Raw genomic sequence first — 16,001 nt, forward strand, 5'->3', positions numbered from 1 at the left:
GCTAGGATTGTTTCTATACGCAGAGCGCAATCCGTACAGATCTAGATAGGTGTTCCAGTGGCTGAAAAACGTCCCGTTTCCGATAAGCAACGACGCGGTTTGGGCCGTGGTCTGGGTGCACTGATTCCCTCTTCAGATGTTTCACGTGAAACAGAGCCAAACACTTCCCGCCCCGTTGATCTGTTTTTTCCAGAGGGTGCGGCCAAGAAAGCCCCCACTCAAAAGGTTTCACGTGAAACGCCAGAGTTGGTTGAAGTGCCAGGAGCTAGCTTTGCTCAGCTCGATCTGACCTCGATTCAACCTAATCATAAACAGCCACGCTCGGTCTTTGATGAAGATGATATGGCTGAGCTGGTGCATTCCATTCGTGAAATAGGTGTTTTGCAACCCATTGTGGTGCGTAAAAACACTGAGCCGGGTGGAGAACTTTATGAATTGGTGATGGGGGAGCGTCGCTGGCGGGCGAGTCAAGCCGCGGGCATGCAGACCATTCCAGCGATTATTCGAGAGACCTCGGATGATGATCTGCTCCGAGATGCTCTCTTGGAGAACTTACACCGCAGTCAGTTGAATCCCCTAGAAGAAGCAGCCGCATACCAACAGCTTCTTGAGGATTTTGGTACGACACATGAGGAACTGGCTGATCGGATTGGACGTTCGCGGCCCCAGGTTTCAAATACCCTGAGGTTATTGAAGCTTCCTGCTGCGGTACAGCGCCGGGTTGCCGCCGGTGTTCTCTCCGCCGGTCATGCCAGAGCGTTGCTATCGCTTCCAGATTCGGAGGCGATGGAAAAGTTAGCTCAGAGAATCGTGGCTGAGGGTATGTCTGTTCGAGCCACGGAAGAGGCGGTCGCGCTGTGGCAAGGATCTGCGGGAAAACGACCGGCCTCTGAGCGAGCCACGGCACGTCACGAACGACTTGATTTCTTAGCCAGCTCGTTGGCTGACCGATTGGATACGAACGTGAAGATCTCCTTGGGTGCCCGAAAGGGAAAGGTGAGTATCGAGTTCGCATCGGTAGAGGATCTGAATAGGATCATGGCAGTTCTGAACCCGGAAGACTAGAGGCTCCGTTAGTTACTCTTCGAATAACAGAAAGGCCCGTTGTTTCACGTGAAACAACGGGCCTTTCTGAGTTAAGTCGCCAGATGAATCTACTTCAAGTACTCAGCAAACTCTTGCTCGAAGAACGGCTTCGGCTTGGCGCCGATCACGGTGTTCTTCAGCTCTCCCCCGGAGAAAAGGAAAACCGCGGGAATCGAGGTGATGCCGTATTCGGCGGCGATTCGAGGGTTCTCATCAACATCCACTTTGACAACCTCAACTTTGTCAGCGTACTGAACCGAGATGTCATCCAGGATGGGACCAAGCTTGCGACAAGGTCCACACCATTCAGCCCAGAAATCAACAATTACAGGTTTCTCTGAACCGAGAACTTCACTCTGGAAGGTATCGTCGGTAACGGCTTTGGCATTGCTCATGATGCGGCTCCTTCAGAGACTGCGTCGGATAAAATGAGTTCGTGATTATTCAGACTCGCTAGGTAGTGCTCGACGTCCAAAGCGGCAACGCAACCAGAGCCAGCCGCGGTCACTGCTTGACGATAGGTCGGGTCAACAACGTCACCGGCTGCAAAGACGCCGGCCAGGCTGGTTCGGGAGGATCGACCCTCTACGGCAATGGTGCCTTCAGGGCCTAACTGCAGTATTCCACGGACCAGATCAACACGAGGATCGTTACCTATAGCAACAAATAATCCGGTTACCGTCAATTCGGATTCTTCATTCGTTTGCACGTTCCGAAGCGTCAGGGCGGAGACCTTGTCTTCACCGCTGATACCGACGACCTCGGTGTTCCAGATGAACCGGATCTTCTCGTTGCTGGTGGCACGTTCTTGCATGATCTTGGAAGCTCGCAGCGAGTCCCGCCGGTGAACCACGGTAACGGAGCGCGCGAATTTAGTCAGGAAGGTCGCTTCCTCCATAGCGGAATCACCTCCGCCGATCACGGCAATATCCTGATCTTTGAAGAAGAAGCCGTCACAGGTGGCACACCAGCTGACTCCTCGCCCGGAAAGTCGCTTCTCGTCGTCCAAGCCCAGTTCACGGTAGGCGGAACCGGTTGAGATGATTACGCTTCGAGCCGAGTAGCGCTGACCCGAGCCAGTGGTCACGTGCTTAAGAGGACCTTCGAGCGAGAGCTCGGTGACATCGTCGTACTCGATCTGGGCGCCGAAGCGCTCAGCTTGGTGCTGGAGGTTATCCATCAGATCCGGGCCCATCACACCCTCAGGGAATCCCGGGAAGTTCTCCACCTCGGTCGTGTTCATCAGTTCACCACCGGCGGTCACCGACCCCGCGATAACAAGCGGCTTGAGATCGGCACGTGCGGTGTAGATCGCTGCGGTATAGCCAGCGGGTCCGGAACCAACGATGATCACATCGCGGACATCACTTTGACTGGTTTCAGTGCTCACGGACGCAGAACTCCTTGATAGGTGATAGATTCCTTCGGCCTGTACAACCTATTCGTTGCAAGGCTTATTCCGGACGGGTCCGGTGAACCACCAGCCTACTTGATGGTGATCTCCCCGATCTTCAGGGCATAGGGGTAAGTGCGCGGTGATTGCTGTTTCGGCAACTGGGTGAAGTTGATAATCACGTACTGGGCTGGTGCTCCGTCCATTGCTGGAATCGTGATGTTCGGCCCGGTGAAGCTGCCGGTGCCGATCTGCTTCGCGCCCGCGAGGCTTGGCTTGCTGTTGCTCAACACCTCGAAGCTGCCGCCAGAACCACCGGATTGGGCGATGCTGACCGAGCTGATGTCCGAGGGGTCCTTGAGCTGGACGACCAGGGCAATGCTCTTGGCGGTGCCGATATAGGTGTCATTGGTGAATTCGAGAGTTTGCCAGAAGGTAGCCGGATTGCCGTCGAAAAGGTTGGAAAGCTTCCCATCAGGAAAGTTAGCGGGCGTCGTGACGCCCTGAACCTGCTGCGTGATACCGGTGATCACCGGCGTCACGGTGGGAGCATCACTGGGAGAACTGCTGTTATTGCCGCTTGAACTGCTTTGAGTACCCGCTGAGTTGGAGCTACTGGGAGCAGCTTGATTATGGGAAAAAAGACCCGTGATGGCGGGCACCGCAAAAATCAAGGCGAGAACGAGAATCAGCAAAAGCACTCCGCCGACCAACCAGCGGCCGCTTCGCGGGGCATTGATCTCGTCGTCCTCTTGGTAGGCGGTGTCGAGATCGCTGGTCTCTCTCACGGAGGCCACGGCACCGGCTGGGAAGGTCCCTGGCTTACGCCCGGAGGGTTCTGCAGCCGTGATCGGCTCATTGATCCCACTGCTGATCACCGGCGCAGCACTGACCTTGGTTTCCTCTTCCGTCCAGCGGGAGACCTTAGGGCTCTGAGTTGCCTCCGGAGCGGTCTGCGGGTGAGCCGAGGATTCGGTACCAGCGGAGCGAGGTGCAACGGCTGGCGGCGGGGGTACATTGGGCAAAGAGGTGGCTCTCGGGGGAGCTTGGTTCTCGGGGATGAAGGGAGTGTTGTCCTCGTAGACGTAGTCATAACCGCCGATTGAGGGCTCTACGGAGCGTGCTGAGCCGAAGATGTCGACGCCGAGCGCATCGGTGAAATGCGGTTCCACATAAGGACTGGTGGGAATCAGCAGATCGAGCAGGTCCGCGGCCTGGCTCTTACTCGCGATCATGTAGGCGGTGCCGTCACCCAGGCCGAGATCCAGGATCTGGAACCCGGCATCGCGTTCCCCAGTGGCCACTTCACGAGCGCCCTGTGTGAGGTTTTCGGTGTTTTCCTCCCCAGCGATGACGATGCTCACTGGACGATTGAGTACTTGATCGACGCCGTCAAGCACTTGATCGCCTTCGGCCGAGACCAGAACATGAGCGGTTACTTTATAGCGACCGCCGAGTACCGTACCGACTTCCACAGACTGCGACAAGATGCTGCCCTCCTTGGCTTTCGATCCTATCCGATGCGCAGTGGATTGAGCGGGGATTAAACGGCCGAAACGGCGAAGTATCGGTGCGAGCAGCTCTTCGAGCTCGCTGACTCGCATCAGCTTGAGAGCCATGAAATAAGTCAGTGCCATCACCAGACCGACCACCAGGATGGTCAGCACCGCGGCCCAGGTGGACTGCCAGGCGAAACCGTCAAAACGGTTTCCCAAGAACGTCGCACCGCCCAGGCCGAAAAGCACCAGAGCTCCTACGAGCGAAGCGATCACGGTTCCGACCAGATACTGCACGTGCGAACGAATCACCCTGGCGACGCCGAAATCACCGATCTTTCCGCGCAGTACGAAGCCGGAGAGGAACGGCGCCAGGATATTGCCGACGGTCACGGTACCGAGCAGGCTGTAGATCAAGATATTCGATGGAACCAAGGAGACGAGCAGCGCCGAAGCCACTCCGAAAACAATAAGGATGCATTGCAGCACGAAGGGTGTGCGGGCGTCCTCGGTGGCATAGAACACCCTATTGATCATGAAGTTAGCACTCAGGAAAGGAGATCCGATGGACAGGATTGCCACGGCGATACCCACGGCTAGGCCATCTGATGCCACTCCACCGCCTAGTAGCATGCCCAGCTGACCGGAGAGCACCAGTAATACGCCGCCGAAGAAGATGGTGGCTGCACCGACGGTTCGCAGCAGTTTCGAAACCGAAGAGCGCAGTTCTTGTCTGTTACCACTCGAAGCTGATCGCGCCATCCGGCTGAAAAGAACCGTGGCTACCGAGAGCACGATGATCGAGTGCGGCAGGATATAGATATCGCTGGCCCGACTGAACAGGAACATTCCGGGATCCCCGGAGTTCTCCGCTACTTTGGTGGCCACCCAAGTGATCACCAGATAAGAGGCCTGCCCAACCACCATGGTGCCGACTACCCAGCCCGCGATCTTTCCGGTGGCCCCCAGTCCGATGCCACGCCAGCCCCATTTCGGGCGCAATTGGAGTCCGAGTTTTCTCACTGGTCTGAGCAGGATCAAAGCTTGCAGAATAACGCCCAAGGTGGTGGCGCCGGCTAGAACCGCAGTCTGACTGCTGCTCCAGTTCCCCGGATTATGTGGATTACTGGTGTTGCCGCTCCAGATCAGGATGAAAACGAAAATTCCTGCGATTGCCACCAGATTATTGAGCACGGGTGCCCACATATAGGCGCCAAAACGACTGTGGGCGTTGAGAATTTGGCCCAGGAGAGCATACAAACCGTAGAAGAAGATCTGCGGGATCAGCCAGATGGAGAACTGGACTGAAAGATCTAGCTGACGGCCGCTGAATTGAGTCAGAAAATCCATCAGCGGCCCGGCGCACAAAGTTAGGATTATGGTGATTCCCGCCATGAACAGCACACCGAGGGAGAGCAATCGACTGAGGAAGTCCGAACCGCGGTCCGGTAATTTGCTGGCCTTAATGATCTGCGGCACCAGCACTGCATTGAAAACCCCGCCCGCCAGCATGATGTAGAGCAGATTTGGTATGTTGCTGGAGATCGCGAAGATATTCGAAATATCACTCAGAGCGCCCAGAGCATAGGCGATGAGCACACCTTTGAAGAATCCTAAACCGCGGGAGACTAAGGTTCCGGCGGCCATCACAGCGCTGGAGCGCGCGACATTGACCCGGGGGTGATCGCTTGACGACTCTTCGCTGGAGGTGGGGTTGTAATCTGCCATTTGCCACCATCATTCCATGTTGATTCCACTGAACCAGTGATTTGGCTGCTTTCGGCGGTCAACAGATCCGCTGTGCTTCATGGACCATGGCGTGCCAGGAGTGAGTGATCTCGTGGCGATTACTCAGCTAAGAATTGAGGTGCTTTGGCCAGCTGGCGTTCGCCAGATCTGCGATTCGCCGTTCATTGGGGAAGGAGAGCCGCTTCGCCAAATCGCTCAAGGTTACCCAGGCGACGTCGATCGCCTCGTGGTCCGGATCGTTTTCGATGGTGAGTTCCCCACCGGTGGCGCGCAGCAGGAAATGATGCACTGTCTTGTGCACCCGGTGGCCGGTCACCGTGAACCAGTAGTCGATACTTCCCAACGGGGCCAGGATCTCCCCGCTGATTCCGGTTTCTTCGGCGATTTCACGGACGGCGGCTTGTTCGTGGCTTTCGGTGCCCTCGGGGTGCCCCTTGGGCAAGCACCACTCAACCCGGCCTCCGCGGTTCAGCCGGGCGATGATCGCCACCCGTAAATCGTCTCCGTGCTGATCGACCACCACGCCGCCGGCAGAGACTTCCTCAACAGTGGGCAGTGCTGAAACGCTGCTCAATTGTTGCCCGGCAGCCTGCTGCGCGCCGATTGCCGAAGGCAAAGGCGTGCGCTTGGGTGCACTGGGAACGGGGCGGGTCATGCATTCCACTCTAACGAAATCTGGCAGGATATAAGGAACTATGATGCAGGTTCTGAACAGCGACTCTCTCGATCCGGTTGTCCTTGAGCTGGGACAACGCTTTGTTGACGCCGGATTCGAGCTTTCCTTGGTGGGTGGACCGGTTCGCGATCTTTTTCTCGGCAGGCAATCGCCGGACCTGGATTTCACCTCCAACGCCACCCCGGATGAGATCCTCAGAGTCATCAAAGGCTGGTCTGACGCCTTCTGGGAGATCGGCAGGGCCTTCGGCACCATCGGTTTGCGCAAGGGTCAGTTCACCATTGAAGTCACCACTTACCGTGCTGAGTCCTATGACCCGAACTCCCGGAAGCCCGAGGTGGATTTCGGGGACTCGCTGGAAGCCGATCTGCGACGTCGGGATTTCACCATGAATGCGATGGCCCTGCGGTTGCCGAGCATGCAGCTCGTCGATCCCTACGGCGGCATCAAGGACCTGCACAGCGGGCTGCTGCGGACGCCGGGTCGGGCGGAGGACTCTTTTTCAGACGATCCGCTGAGGATGATGCGAGCGGCGCGTTTCGTCGCGCAACTCGGGGTTGCGCTGCATCCTGAAGTCGAGGCCGCCATGATCGAAATGGCTGAGCGGATCAAGATCATTTCGGCCGAACGCGTGCGTGATGAGCTGACTAAGTTGATCTGCGCGCCCCAGGCGCGCCTCGGCGTGGATATTCTGGTGAACAGCGGTCTGGCCGATCATGTTCTGCCTGAGGTTTCGGCACTTCGCCTTGAAGTGGATGAGCATCATCGGCACAAAGACGTCTATCAGCATTCTTTGCAGGTGCTGGAGCAGGCGGCGGCACTGGAGACCGGGCCGGATGGTGCAGTGCCGCGCCCGGACTTCATCTTGCGGTTCGCGGCCTTGATGCACGACGTCGGAAAACCGGCGACTCGACGCTTCGAACCGAGTGGTGGAGTGACGTTCCGGCATCACGATGTGGTGGGAGCGAAGCTCACCGCCAAGCGGATGAAAGCACTGCGCTTTGACAATGACACCATCAAGGCAGTGGCCCGGCTGGTGGAACTGCATATGAGGTTCTACGGCTACGGAGACGCCGGCTGGACTGATTCCGCGGTGCGTCGCTATGTCACGGATGCAGGTCCGTTGCTCGAGCGCCTGCACCGGCTGACCCGCTCCGACGTCACCACCCGCAATCAGCGAAAGGCTGAGCGGCTCGCCTTCGCCTACGACGACTTGGAGCGCCGGGTAGCAGAACTCATTGAGCGGGAAGAACTGGAGTCCATCCGACCAGATCTAGACGGTGCCCAGATCATGGCTTTGCTCGACATCCGACCCGGCCCGCTGGTGGGGCGTGCCTATAAGTACTTACTCAATGAGAGGATGGAAGACGGGCCGCTTGGCGAGCAGGAGGCCGAGCGCCGGCTTCGGCTTTGGTGGGCCGAGAACAAGCCATCCGAAGCGAACCCAGGCACAGAATCGACGGAAGATCATCGTGAGCATTGAATCAGTACCGTGGGACCACGTCACTCTGCCGAAGCTCTGGTTGCTTCGGCATGGTGAGACCGAATGGTCGCGCAGTGGTCAGTACACCGGATTGACTGATCTTCCGCTCACCGAACTGGGTGAAGAACAAGCCCGTTCCGCTCGCCCAGTGCTCGCCGGTGTGGAGTTTGATCTGGTCCTCAGTTCCCCTATGCAAAGAGCTCAGCGCACCGCGGAACTCGCAGGATTCCCTGAGGTCGTGGTGGAGCCGCTGGCTCACGAATGGGACTATGGCGACTACGAGGGAGTCAATAGCGCTGAAGTGCGGCGCGAGCGTCCCGGTTATCTGATTTGGAATGACGGGGTGCCCGGTGGAGAAACGCTCGAGCAGGTTGCTGCCCGGGCGGACGCGGTGATTGCTCGAGTGATGACGCCGCAGGCCAGCGGCCGGCTTGAGGGCCAGGTGCCGAAGAACACACTGCTCGTGGCGCACGGGCATTTCTTGCGAGTGCTGACCGCTCGCTGGCTGGATCTCGATCCGCGGCAGGGCAGGCACTTCGTCTTGGGGACCGCGAAAGTCTGCACTCTCGGCTGGGATAAACGCACCCCCGCCATTGAGCAATGGGGTCTCTAGGATTAGCGGTATTGAAAAGTTTTTAAGTTATTTTCACGATTTGGTATTGAGAACCACTTTTAATGCTGTATCTTATTAAAAGAGTTCAGCGCATCCGCCTGGACGTTCGCCACGATGAGAAGGGAGGCCTTGAAATGAATACGAAAATTTCCTCAGCCGCGTACGGTTACACCGTCGCCGCCATTCGCAAGGCCCCGGTTCGTGGCATGCTCAGCGCTTCATAGGCTGTAGCCCCGCCTTCTGGCACTCCTCTGATGAATGGCAGCAGTAGCTGCTGTATTGAATCCCTCGACGTAATTTAATTCGCGCCTATTTCGTCACAATTAAAGCTGTTTTAATAACAGCTTTAATTGTTGCGCCTCATTCAATTTTATTTTCACTAAATAAAGAGGAGTTATTGTGTCTAACGCTCACCGTACTCATTCATCATTCAATGAACGTGCCGCAAAGGAGGTGACCACTATGAGCCCCATGCCTTCACTGTCCTCGATCAAAAGGATCTTCTTCACCCCCATCGACGCAGAGCGCGTGCAGCGCCAGCGTGACCGGGTAGAGAACGATTTCCGCTCAATGAACATCTTGAACATCCGCTGAGTCTTCTAAGGAGGCTCGGATGTTTCCCTCCAAGCCAATAGCCAAGCAAGAGGCCCACGCCGCCCAGCGTGGGCTTCTTCGTTTAAGTTGACGCACCAGCTGGCTCGCAACGCCTCTGGCGAAGTGCCTTTTACTCAGTTAGCTGGGTAAGCCTCTGGTCTTTCGTGGGTTGAGTCGCGAAGAAGAGCACAATGAAAATTCCAGCGATGGGGATCAGCCCCCAGAACACTTGCTTCCAGTGATAGCCAGCATCACGCAGTCGTCGAACAGTAACCGCCAGGCTCGGCAGTAAGACGCCGATGCTCCAAAGACTAGCCAGCAAGGTTCCCAGATTTGTGCTTTCGCCGAGCGGTAAGCCGGCGAACAAATTCAGTGCGGCCAGCACCAACAGGTTGAATAGCACCCACCACCAGAATTCGGCCCGATCAGCCCGCCCGTTAAACTCTGCATACTTCTTGAAGACAATGCGGATGGCCTCACTGAATGACAATGTCCCGATCCTCTCGCCGCTAGATGCCTCATCCTATTCGGTTGATCATCAGGCTGAGAAGTGCTGTGTGGCTCGGCAGCAGCCGCTGCCCGGTTCATTGGAGCTCACCAAGTATGCTCGAAGGCATGGAGCAGAGCCGAGCCCGCCGCCGCATCGTGGTGCCCAGCAGAGATGATCGATTCTTGAAGGACAACACCGAGATCATCGGGGGTCCACTCGGCAGAAGAACTTCCCCAGGCCTTATTCGCAACGGTTTCTTCGGAGTGGAAAGCGTCCTGGTCATCATGGTGCTGATCGCCGCAGTCATCGCCTTGATCTTCAAGGATCACTGTCGGCAGCTGGGCTGGATCACACCGGATCAGTTCTCAACGACCTGTTACTCGCAGATTCCGAATGTCTTCAAAGAGCAGAACCTGACCGAGCTCTTTCCCTATTTCTCCCCGGGGTCTGTCTTTGACTATCCCCCGTTGGCCGGTTTGATCGCCGGGGTCACCGCTTGGCTGAGCGGTTTTGCTGGATCGGGTTCGGCGCGAGTGCTGGGATTCTTCGATCTGAGCGCAGTATTCCTCGTGATCGCCTGGATTATCGGCACCCTGGCCCTGGCGCGTAGTAATCGTCGCAGGCCATGGGACGCCGCCATCTTCGCCGCTGCGCCACTGCTGCTCTTCACCGCTTTCTCGAGTTGGGATCTCTGGGCGGCCTCACTCAGCGCGATCGCCTGCTTCTTGCTGTCTCGGCGTCGTCTGTTGCTTTCCGGACTGGTGATTGGGCTGGCCTGTTGTGTGCAGCCTTATCCGGCCTTGATTCTGCTCGCCCTTGTTCTCGTGACGTTGCGACGCTCAGCTGCGCTGACCTCACTGCCGGTGCTACTCGGCGCTGTGCTCAGCTGGCTGGTGATCAATCTGCCGCCGATCATGTTGAACCCCGTGAGCTGGGCGAGCTACTGGAGCAACGGCTGGCAGAATGACGCATCCACTGGCTCGGTTTATCAGGCGATCAATGCTATCGCCCAACGTCTCGGAGGCAGCGGTTTCAGCGGAGTCGAAGCCTCCTGGGCAGCCCTGGTGCTGCTCTTGCTGGGAATCGCTGCGGTGATCTTTCTCTGCTTCCGATCGCAGCGACCGCCTAGGCTCGCGGCCCTGGCCTTTCTCTTGGTCGCCTGGTTCTTGCTGGTGGATAAGCATGCGGCGCCTGAACACCTGGTGTGGTTGCTGCCTTTACTTGCTCTGGCGAGGCCCAACTGGCGTGCGGTACTCAATTGGCAAGTCTTCGGCGTGCTCTGGTACCTGGCGCAATTGCTCTACCTCGGCGTCATCCTCGGTGATAACAACTCACAGCATGGCATCGATCTGCCCTATTTCGTGCTGGCTTTAGTCACTTCAGGAATAGCGACCTTACTGCTGATCATTCTGGTGGTGCGTGATATTGCCTACCCGCAGTATGACGCCGTCCGCCGTTCTGGTTCGGACGATCCCTTGCTCGGCTGGCTTCCTGATCTTCGCGGAGCGGGTGAGGGCAGTACCGGCAGTGCGCTTGGGCAGACCGTGCCCACTACCCCGGTCCACGGCCTGCCCTGAGCCTCAGCTGGCCGCGGTAAAACGCCGCCGCTGATGTTGTGGCTTTTCAATCTCGTCCAAGATCGCCACCGCGAAATCCTGGCTGGAGATCTTCTCACCGGCTGGGCTGTCCAACCCCAGGGTGTAGTTACCGGTCCGCTGACCGGGGGCGATCAGCGGTGAGGGCGAAATCATCGTCCAGTTCAATCTTTCAGGAGCTTCTTTGAGCTCCTCCAGCAGCGCCGAGAGAGTCAGGGCCTCCTGCCGATATGCCTCCGGGAAAGCAGGATCGTCGACTAAACGCTTTCCCTTGACGAGCAGCGAACCCGCGCCACCAATCAGCAGAACGGGAACCTCGCCAATGGCTTCCAGAGCGGTACGGTTTGCGGCAAGCCACTGCTGGTGATCGCCTCCTGTGCGGCTCGGGCCGGTAGCCAGTACGACGGCGTCGTTGGCTTGCGCCAGCGCGCTCACCGCAGCGGCGTCGCCCAGTTCCACCGAGACGGCGGTTGCTTCGGGGGCTGATTCCACTGCTTTGCCACTGCGGCTAGCTGCGGTAACCAGATGCCCGCGACGCAGAGCTTCGGCGCTGATTTCGCGGCCGACCATGCCAGTTGCTCCGATGATGGCGATCTTCATGATTCCTCCTGTAGTTTCGATAGTGCTAAAGTATCTTATTGATACTGATGGCTTCAATGAAACTATGTACCCCAGAGGTAACTATGGAAACGAATATTCTCGATCCGAATTGTCCTTCTCGGATCGTCTTTCAGCGGGTTGGGGACAAATGGGCCACCCTGGTGATTCAGGTATTGGAAGACGGGCCGATGAGATTCGGTGATTTGCGGGCCAAGGTCGCGGTGGTGACGCCCAAGGTCCTCACTCATACGCTGCGTGCTCTGGAGCGGGACGGACTGGTGACCAGAACCATGTATCCCCAGGTGCCGCCGAGGGTTGACTACGAGCTGACCCCGCTGGGCAGCACTCTCTTGGAGCCGCTCAAGGTTCTGCGGTTCTGGGCAGAGAGCAATGCCGCGCAGATGATGCAGGCCCGAGACGCCTTCGATGAAGCACAGGACACTGCGATTCTGGCGGGTTCCCCACGCGGCTGAAGCCGTGCTGGTGGCTGCCGGGCCTGGCGGGCCCTGGCTCTGCGCTTGGTCTGCGGCTCAGACGGCGTTCAAGGATGTTCTATTGCCTTCCGATCCCTGATTTCGGCCCGTGAAGTCGCAGCCGGAGTTCGCGGCAAGAGGTCTTCGGAGATGGTGCTCGATTCACTGCCCGACTTCGGTTATTTGGCTGGTGCGCTCGGAAGTTCGGTGGGTGCCACGCAGGGTGGAGTGGTATCGGACTGCAGAGCGATACTGGGTTGAGGCATGGGTTTGGAGTCGCCCGGTTTCAACCAGAAAAGGAATCTGACCTTGCTGTTTTCCGGCATCTGGGATTTATCGATGGTGAGCCCGGTTCCGCCGGCACTGAGCTCGTGCATCAGCGGTGGCTCTCCCATCACTTGATAAAGCTGAGGGAGGCCGTCTTGGTCATTTCCAGCGCAACCAATAACCGTCTTACCGTCGATATTGTTCAACCGCACGATCTGAATATTGTGCGGAATATGAGCCGCAGCGAGTGCTTTATCGAGTTGCACGGGGTCCTGCACGATTCTCTCGGGGAGGTCCAAACCCTTGACTCGGGTGGCAGAAGGAGTCGTGGTGGGGGCGCTTGGGCCGGCGTCCGGGGAAGGCGCTGCCTGCGGCTGATTCATTGAGCTCAGCAAGAACCCGCCGGTGAAGATCAGCGCTGTAAGAACGATCAGAATAGCCACCGCAGTGGCGGTACGATTCAGTGCGCTCTTCTTGGTTTTGGCTGCATTCCCGCCTTGCTGAGAGCTCGCTGATTCGCTCAGGAATGCCGATTCACGGCGAGGCTCCTGAGTTTCTTTCACTGTCATCTGGCTCCGTCCATCAGGTGGTTCATCGAAGAGGATCGTGCAGTAGGTGGTGGCTGCGGCTTTGCTGGCCACAGCCACCACCTGGGTCGTAGTCGTTCTGCTCAGCCAGGAACGATACGGCGGGATGATCAGTACCTGATCACCTATTAGTCGATTTCAACTTCAGCAACCGTGCCGTAGTAATTGCTGTCGTCGTACCACTTCGGGAACACTTTGACACCCCAGAAATCGGTATGAAACTCAATCCATCCGGCGTTGTTCCCTGAGTGAATTCCCCAGACATTCGTGACGTTCAGCCCGGTCATTACGCCGGCGTTCACGTAGCACAGCGGAGTGATCTGGCCGGTGGAGAAGTTCGCAATCTTGAGGTGCAGATAGTCATCCGCGCCGAAAGTCGTATTCCAAGCGCAGTTAACCGGGTCTGGATAATTGATTGCCTGGGCCGGTGCAGCTCCCACGCCTGCTGCACCGAGAGCTAATGCGGCACTGACACCCGCCACGACAAGACTCTTTGTGAAAAGCTTCATACTTGCTCCTTAGTAGGTATTTGCAAATCTGACACTTCATCGATCTGCACACTTTGCAGTTTCTGTGTGCATGCCTAGAACTTTAGGGAGAGCCGAGGCACGTGCTGAGGCATTGTTCGAAAAAAACCTGAATTGTGCATTTAACGCACTGGAGGGCTATCGAATACCCGGCCTCAGGAGATTTTTTCCCCGCCAGATGGCGGAATTCTCGATGATTTGAGGTGGCTTTTTTGCGTTTGTCCAGGGGCGGATTTTCTTATCTGATTTTTAGCCAGCCATCGGTTGGATCCGTTAGAGTACGGGATTGTGGCACACCGTCAGGAACCCCTGCTGGCTCAATATGCTGTTGCTCGAACGAGAGATCCCCTTTTCGCCTCCAGGGCGATCTTCCGTCAGTTCGGCACAGCGGTACATTTCGACGCCGAAGTCACCGATGTGGATTTTGTCTTGAATCACGTAGACCTCGCCAAAGTCCGAATAAGTTATCTCAGATATGGTGCCGAGGTTTCCGTGCAACCTGACGTTTCTCTTGGCCGAGTGACGATAGGTATTCCACTCAAAGAGGGCGGTGAAGTTCAAGTCCATAAGGAGAAATTCCTCACCGGGCTTGGTCGAGGTGTGGTCATCTCTCCCGGGATGAAGACATCAATCAGTAAATCGAAGGCCACGGAGGGTCTTATGGTGACCATTCCCTCCGATTCCTTGACCCCCTTTCTGGCGGATGCCCTCTCGGTGGAAGCTTCCAGCGAGCTGCAATTCGATCCTCGCTTGAATCTTTTGGATCCAGCCACGCAGAGTTGGTTTCGGATAGTTCAGATGCTGGTGGCCGACTTAAACAGTGTCAGTCCGCTTTTGAGAACGCCGTTGCTATCCGTGCACGCTGAGCAGTTGTTGATCGCTAGTTTTCTGCAGTCTCAGCCGAATAACCTGGCCGCTGATAGGCCTTTGGAAAAACGGTCACCGGCATTGAAGCACGTTCTTCAGCTAATGCTGGAAAGGCCCGAGTACCCCTGGCGCATCGCTGAGCTTGCCGGTTCGGCCGGCATTTCAGTGCGAGCTATGCAAACCCAGTTCTTGAGGGAGTTCGGCATTGGGCCCTTGGCGAAGCTGCGGCAGATCCGGCTTAAAAACGTCCATCGGGAGCTGGCTGCGGCTTCAGCCGAGGAAACCTCGGTCGCCGAGGTCGCTCTCAGATGGGGATTCGGAAGTCTCGGAAGGTTTGCAGCTAACTACTACCGGGTCTTCAGAGAGTATCCCTCTGAAACGTTACATAAGTAGCTACCGGCTCGATCCGGCTGCGAGTGAGGGTTTATAAGACGATCTCAGCGGAGCCTCGGGGAATCAGCTTGGTCTTTACCACGGAGTTCCTGAACTTCTGCTGCTGATCAGGCTGAGGCTGTTTCGCAGAGCGTTGACCGAGCCGCTCGAAGAGCAGGTTCGCGGCCAGCTCGCCCATCGCAGTAGGGTCCTGCGCCACCACGGAAATGCCGGGTTCAATCACATCGGCGAGCTCGAAGTCGTCGAAGCAGAGGATGGCGGGCCAGGTGGCTTCACTGTTCCGCAAGGCGCGCAATACCGCTACCGAGGCCCGGCTATTAGTGCAGAAGAAAGCGGTCGGCTGCTCATCTGCGGCGAGAGAGCTGATCTTCTTGAGCCATTCCTCGAGGCTCACCCCGGCCGTCAGATCGGCGTGTTCCCAATCGCTGTTATACGGGATTCCGGCGCTCTCCAGCGCTCGTCGATAACCGAGGATTCGCTGATTCACGGTATACAGCTTGCTGCTGTCGCTCAGGCAGGCGATGCGCTGATGACCGTGCGCGATCAGATGAGTGACGCCGTCGAAAGCGCCGCCGAAGTTATCGCTCAGCACGGTGTCGGCGTCGAATTTCAGTGGTGCACGATCGACGAAGACCATCGGTGTGCCCGCGGCGATCTCCTTTTGCAGATAATCCTCATCGATTCCTCGGGGGCAGGCGACGATCAGCCCATCGACTCGGCGGGCGCACAGTGCGCTGATCAGTTCTCGGGCGTGACTGGCCTCATTATTGCTCGAAGCGGTGATCGACAGCGTGCTGCGCGCCGTCGCCTCGTTCTCCACCGCCCGATTGAGTGTTGAGAAAAAAGGATCCGCCATATCGTCGAGGATCACACCGATACTCGCCGCGATGCCTTGGCGGAGCAGTCGAGCGCTATCGTTGCGCTGAAAATCCAGCGATGCGATGGCTGCGTGCACCATCGCTCGGGTGTGCTCACTGACGTTGGGATCCCCGTTGACAACCCGGGAGACGGTGGCGAGCCCGACTCCGGCGTGGGCTGCGACGTCCTTCATAGTGGCGCGCGAACGGGTTGTACTCATGTGGAAACGTTACCGCAGCACGGAATGCGGATTC

16 protein-coding genes are annotated in these 16,001 nt (G+C 57.4%); 7 read left to right on the plus strand and 9 right to left on the minus strand.

Annotated elements, in window-relative coordinates; genetic code table 11:
- The first annotated feature begins 57 nt into the window (after positions 1-57).
- Complete coding sequence (locus tag ABDK06_RS07920; protein WP_394940414.1) at positions 58-1,065, plus strand: ParB/RepB/Spo0J family partition protein; 1,008 nt, start codon at positions 58-60, stop codon at positions 1,063-1,065.
- Between the two features lie 89 nt (positions 1,066-1,154).
- Here ABDK06_RS07920 and trxA read toward each other — a convergent pair whose 3' ends face one another.
- The 4 genes from trxA to ABDK06_RS07940 all read right to left on the minus strand — a co-directional run bounded on the left by trxA (position 1,155) and on the right by ABDK06_RS07940 (position 6,379).
- Complete coding sequence (gene trxA, locus ABDK06_RS07925; protein ID WP_394940415.1) at positions 1,155-1,481, minus strand: thioredoxin; 327 nt, start codon at positions 1,479-1,481, stop codon at positions 1,155-1,157.
- Complete coding sequence (trxB, locus tag ABDK06_RS07930) at positions 1,478-2,476, minus strand: thioredoxin-disulfide reductase (RefSeq protein WP_394940416.1); 999 nt, start codon at positions 2,474-2,476, stop codon at positions 1,478-1,480. The genes trxA and trxB overlap by 4 nt, the downstream gene beginning before the upstream one ends.
- A 95-nt stretch (positions 2,477-2,571) precedes the next feature.
- A complete protein-coding gene (gene murJ / locus ABDK06_RS07935) occupies positions 2,572-5,703 on the minus strand; it encodes a murein biosynthesis integral membrane protein MurJ (protein WP_394940417.1) in 3,132 nt (1,043 codons plus the stop codon).
- Positions 5,704-5,830: 127 nt separating this feature from the next.
- Positions 5,831-6,379, minus strand: coding sequence for an NUDIX hydrolase (locus ABDK06_RS07940; RefSeq protein ID WP_394940418.1), 549 nt, complete (start codon positions 6,377-6,379; stop codon positions 5,831-5,833).
- A 40-nt stretch (positions 6,380-6,419) separates the two neighbouring features.
- On the opposite strand from ABDK06_RS07940, the gene ABDK06_RS07945 reads away from it, so the two are divergent.
- The 3 genes from ABDK06_RS07945 (at position 6,420) to ABDK06_RS07955 (ending at position 9,090) form a co-directional block, all read left to right on the plus strand.
- Positions 6,420-7,883, plus strand: a complete 1,464-nt coding sequence (locus tag ABDK06_RS07945) for a CCA tRNA nucleotidyltransferase (RefSeq protein WP_394940419.1) — start codon at positions 6,420-6,422, stop codon at positions 7,881-7,883.
- The gene (locus tag ABDK06_RS07950; RefSeq protein ID WP_394940420.1) at positions 7,873-8,496 is read left to right on the plus strand and encodes a histidine phosphatase family protein; all 624 of its coding nucleotides are present in this window, start codon (positions 7,873-7,875) and stop codon (positions 8,494-8,496) included. The genes ABDK06_RS07945 and ABDK06_RS07950 overlap by 11 nt, the downstream gene beginning before the upstream one ends.
- Before the next feature lie 462 nt (positions 8,497-8,958).
- On the plus strand, positions 8,959-9,090 hold the full coding sequence (locus ABDK06_RS07955; RefSeq protein ID WP_394940421.1) for a hypothetical protein: 132 nt from the start codon (positions 8,959-8,961) through the stop codon (positions 9,088-9,090).
- A gap of 130 nt (positions 9,091-9,220) precedes the next feature.
- On the opposite strand, the gene ABDK06_RS07960 is transcribed toward ABDK06_RS07955, so the two are convergent.
- Complete coding sequence (locus tag ABDK06_RS07960) at positions 9,221-9,580, minus strand: DUF805 domain-containing protein (RefSeq protein WP_394940422.1); 360 nt, start codon at positions 9,578-9,580, stop codon at positions 9,221-9,223.
- A gap of 125 nt (positions 9,581-9,705) precedes the next feature.
- Here ABDK06_RS07960 and ABDK06_RS07965 point away from each other — a divergent pair, with 125 nt between their 5' ends.
- Positions 9,706-11,157, plus strand: coding sequence for a glycosyltransferase family 87 protein (locus tag ABDK06_RS07965; RefSeq protein ID WP_394940423.1), 1,452 nt, complete (start codon positions 9,706-9,708; stop codon positions 11,155-11,157).
- A gap of 3 nt (positions 11,158-11,160) precedes the next feature.
- Here the strand turns inward: ABDK06_RS07965 and ABDK06_RS07970 are convergent, their stop codons facing one another.
- Positions 11,161-11,775 (minus strand): NAD(P)-dependent oxidoreductase, encoded by a 615-nt coding sequence (locus ABDK06_RS07970; RefSeq protein WP_394940424.1) that lies wholly within the window; start codon positions 11,773-11,775, stop codon positions 11,161-11,163.
- Between the two features lie 83 nt (positions 11,776-11,858).
- On the opposite strand from ABDK06_RS07970, the gene ABDK06_RS07975 reads away from it, so the two are divergent.
- On the plus strand, positions 11,859-12,248 hold the full coding sequence (locus tag ABDK06_RS07975) for a winged helix-turn-helix transcriptional regulator (RefSeq protein WP_394940425.1): 390 nt from the start codon (positions 11,859-11,861) through the stop codon (positions 12,246-12,248).
- A 179-nt stretch (positions 12,249-12,427) separates the two neighbouring features.
- Here the strand turns inward: ABDK06_RS07975 and ABDK06_RS07980 are convergent, their stop codons facing one another.
- Positions 12,428-13,156 (minus strand): hypothetical protein, encoded by a 729-nt coding sequence (locus tag ABDK06_RS07980; protein ID WP_394940426.1) that lies wholly within the window; start codon positions 13,154-13,156, stop codon positions 12,428-12,430.
- Between the two features lie 74 nt (positions 13,157-13,230).
- The gene (locus ABDK06_RS07985; protein ID WP_394940427.1) at positions 13,231-13,611 is read right to left on the minus strand and encodes a hypothetical protein; all 381 of its coding nucleotides are present in this window, start codon (positions 13,609-13,611) and stop codon (positions 13,231-13,233) included.
- A gap of 306 nt (positions 13,612-13,917) precedes the next feature.
- Here ABDK06_RS07985 and ABDK06_RS07990 point away from each other — a divergent pair, with 306 nt between their 5' ends.
- Positions 13,918-14,889: an AraC family transcriptional regulator gene (locus ABDK06_RS07990; RefSeq protein WP_394940428.1), complete on the plus strand. Its 972-nt coding sequence runs from the start codon at positions 13,918-13,920 to the stop codon at positions 14,887-14,889.
- Between the two features lie 31 nt (positions 14,890-14,920).
- Here ABDK06_RS07990 and ABDK06_RS07995 read toward each other — a convergent pair whose 3' ends face one another.
- Positions 14,921-15,967 carry a LacI family DNA-binding transcriptional regulator gene (locus ABDK06_RS07995; protein ID WP_394940429.1) on the minus strand — a complete coding sequence of 349 codons (1,047 nt, stop codon included), beginning with the start codon at positions 15,965-15,967 and terminating at the stop codon, positions 14,921-14,923.
- Between the last annotated feature and the right edge of the window lie 34 nt (positions 15,968-16,001).

Origin of the sequence: Psychromicrobium ferritrahens (assembly GCF_043789415.1) — a bacterium.
GTDB lineage: Bacteria > Actinomycetota > Actinomycetes > Actinomycetales > Micrococcaceae > Renibacterium.

Bases quoted from the DNA above. Each gene is read 5' to 3' on its own strand.
- trxA (WP_394940415.1), bottom strand. From the start codon at position 1,481: ATGAGCAATGCCAAAGCCGTTACCGACGATACCTTCCAGAGTGAAGTT.
- murJ (WP_394940417.1), bottom strand. From the start codon at position 5,703: ATGGCAGATTACAACCCCACCTCCAGCGAAGAGTCGTCAAGCGATCAC.
- ABDK06_RS07940 (WP_394940418.1), bottom strand. From the start codon at position 6,379: ATGACCCGCCCCGTTCCCAGTGCACCCAAGCGCACGCCTTTGCCTTCG.
- ABDK06_RS07945 (WP_394940419.1), top strand. From the start codon at position 6,420: ATGATGCAGGTTCTGAACAGCGACTCTCTCGATCCGGTTGTCCTTGAG.
- ABDK06_RS07955 (WP_394940421.1), top strand. From the start codon at position 8,959: ATGAGCCCCATGCCTTCACTGTCCTCGATCAAAAGGATCTTCTTCACC.
- ABDK06_RS07965 (WP_394940423.1), top strand. From the start codon at position 9,706: ATGGAGCAGAGCCGAGCCCGCCGCCGCATCGTGGTGCCCAGCAGAGAT.
- ABDK06_RS07970 (WP_394940424.1), bottom strand. From the start codon at position 11,775: ATGAAGATCGCCATCATCGGAGCAACTGGCATGGTCGGCCGCGAAATC.
- ABDK06_RS07975 (WP_394940425.1), top strand. From the start codon at position 11,859: ATGGAAACGAATATTCTCGATCCGAATTGTCCTTCTCGGATCGTCTTT.
- ABDK06_RS07985 (WP_394940427.1), bottom strand. From the start codon at position 13,611: ATGAAGCTTTTCACAAAGAGTCTTGTCGTGGCGGGTGTCAGTGCCGCA.
- ABDK06_RS07995 (WP_394940429.1), bottom strand. From the start codon at position 15,967: ATGAGTACAACCCGTTCGCGCGCCACTATGAAGGACGTCGCAGCCCAC.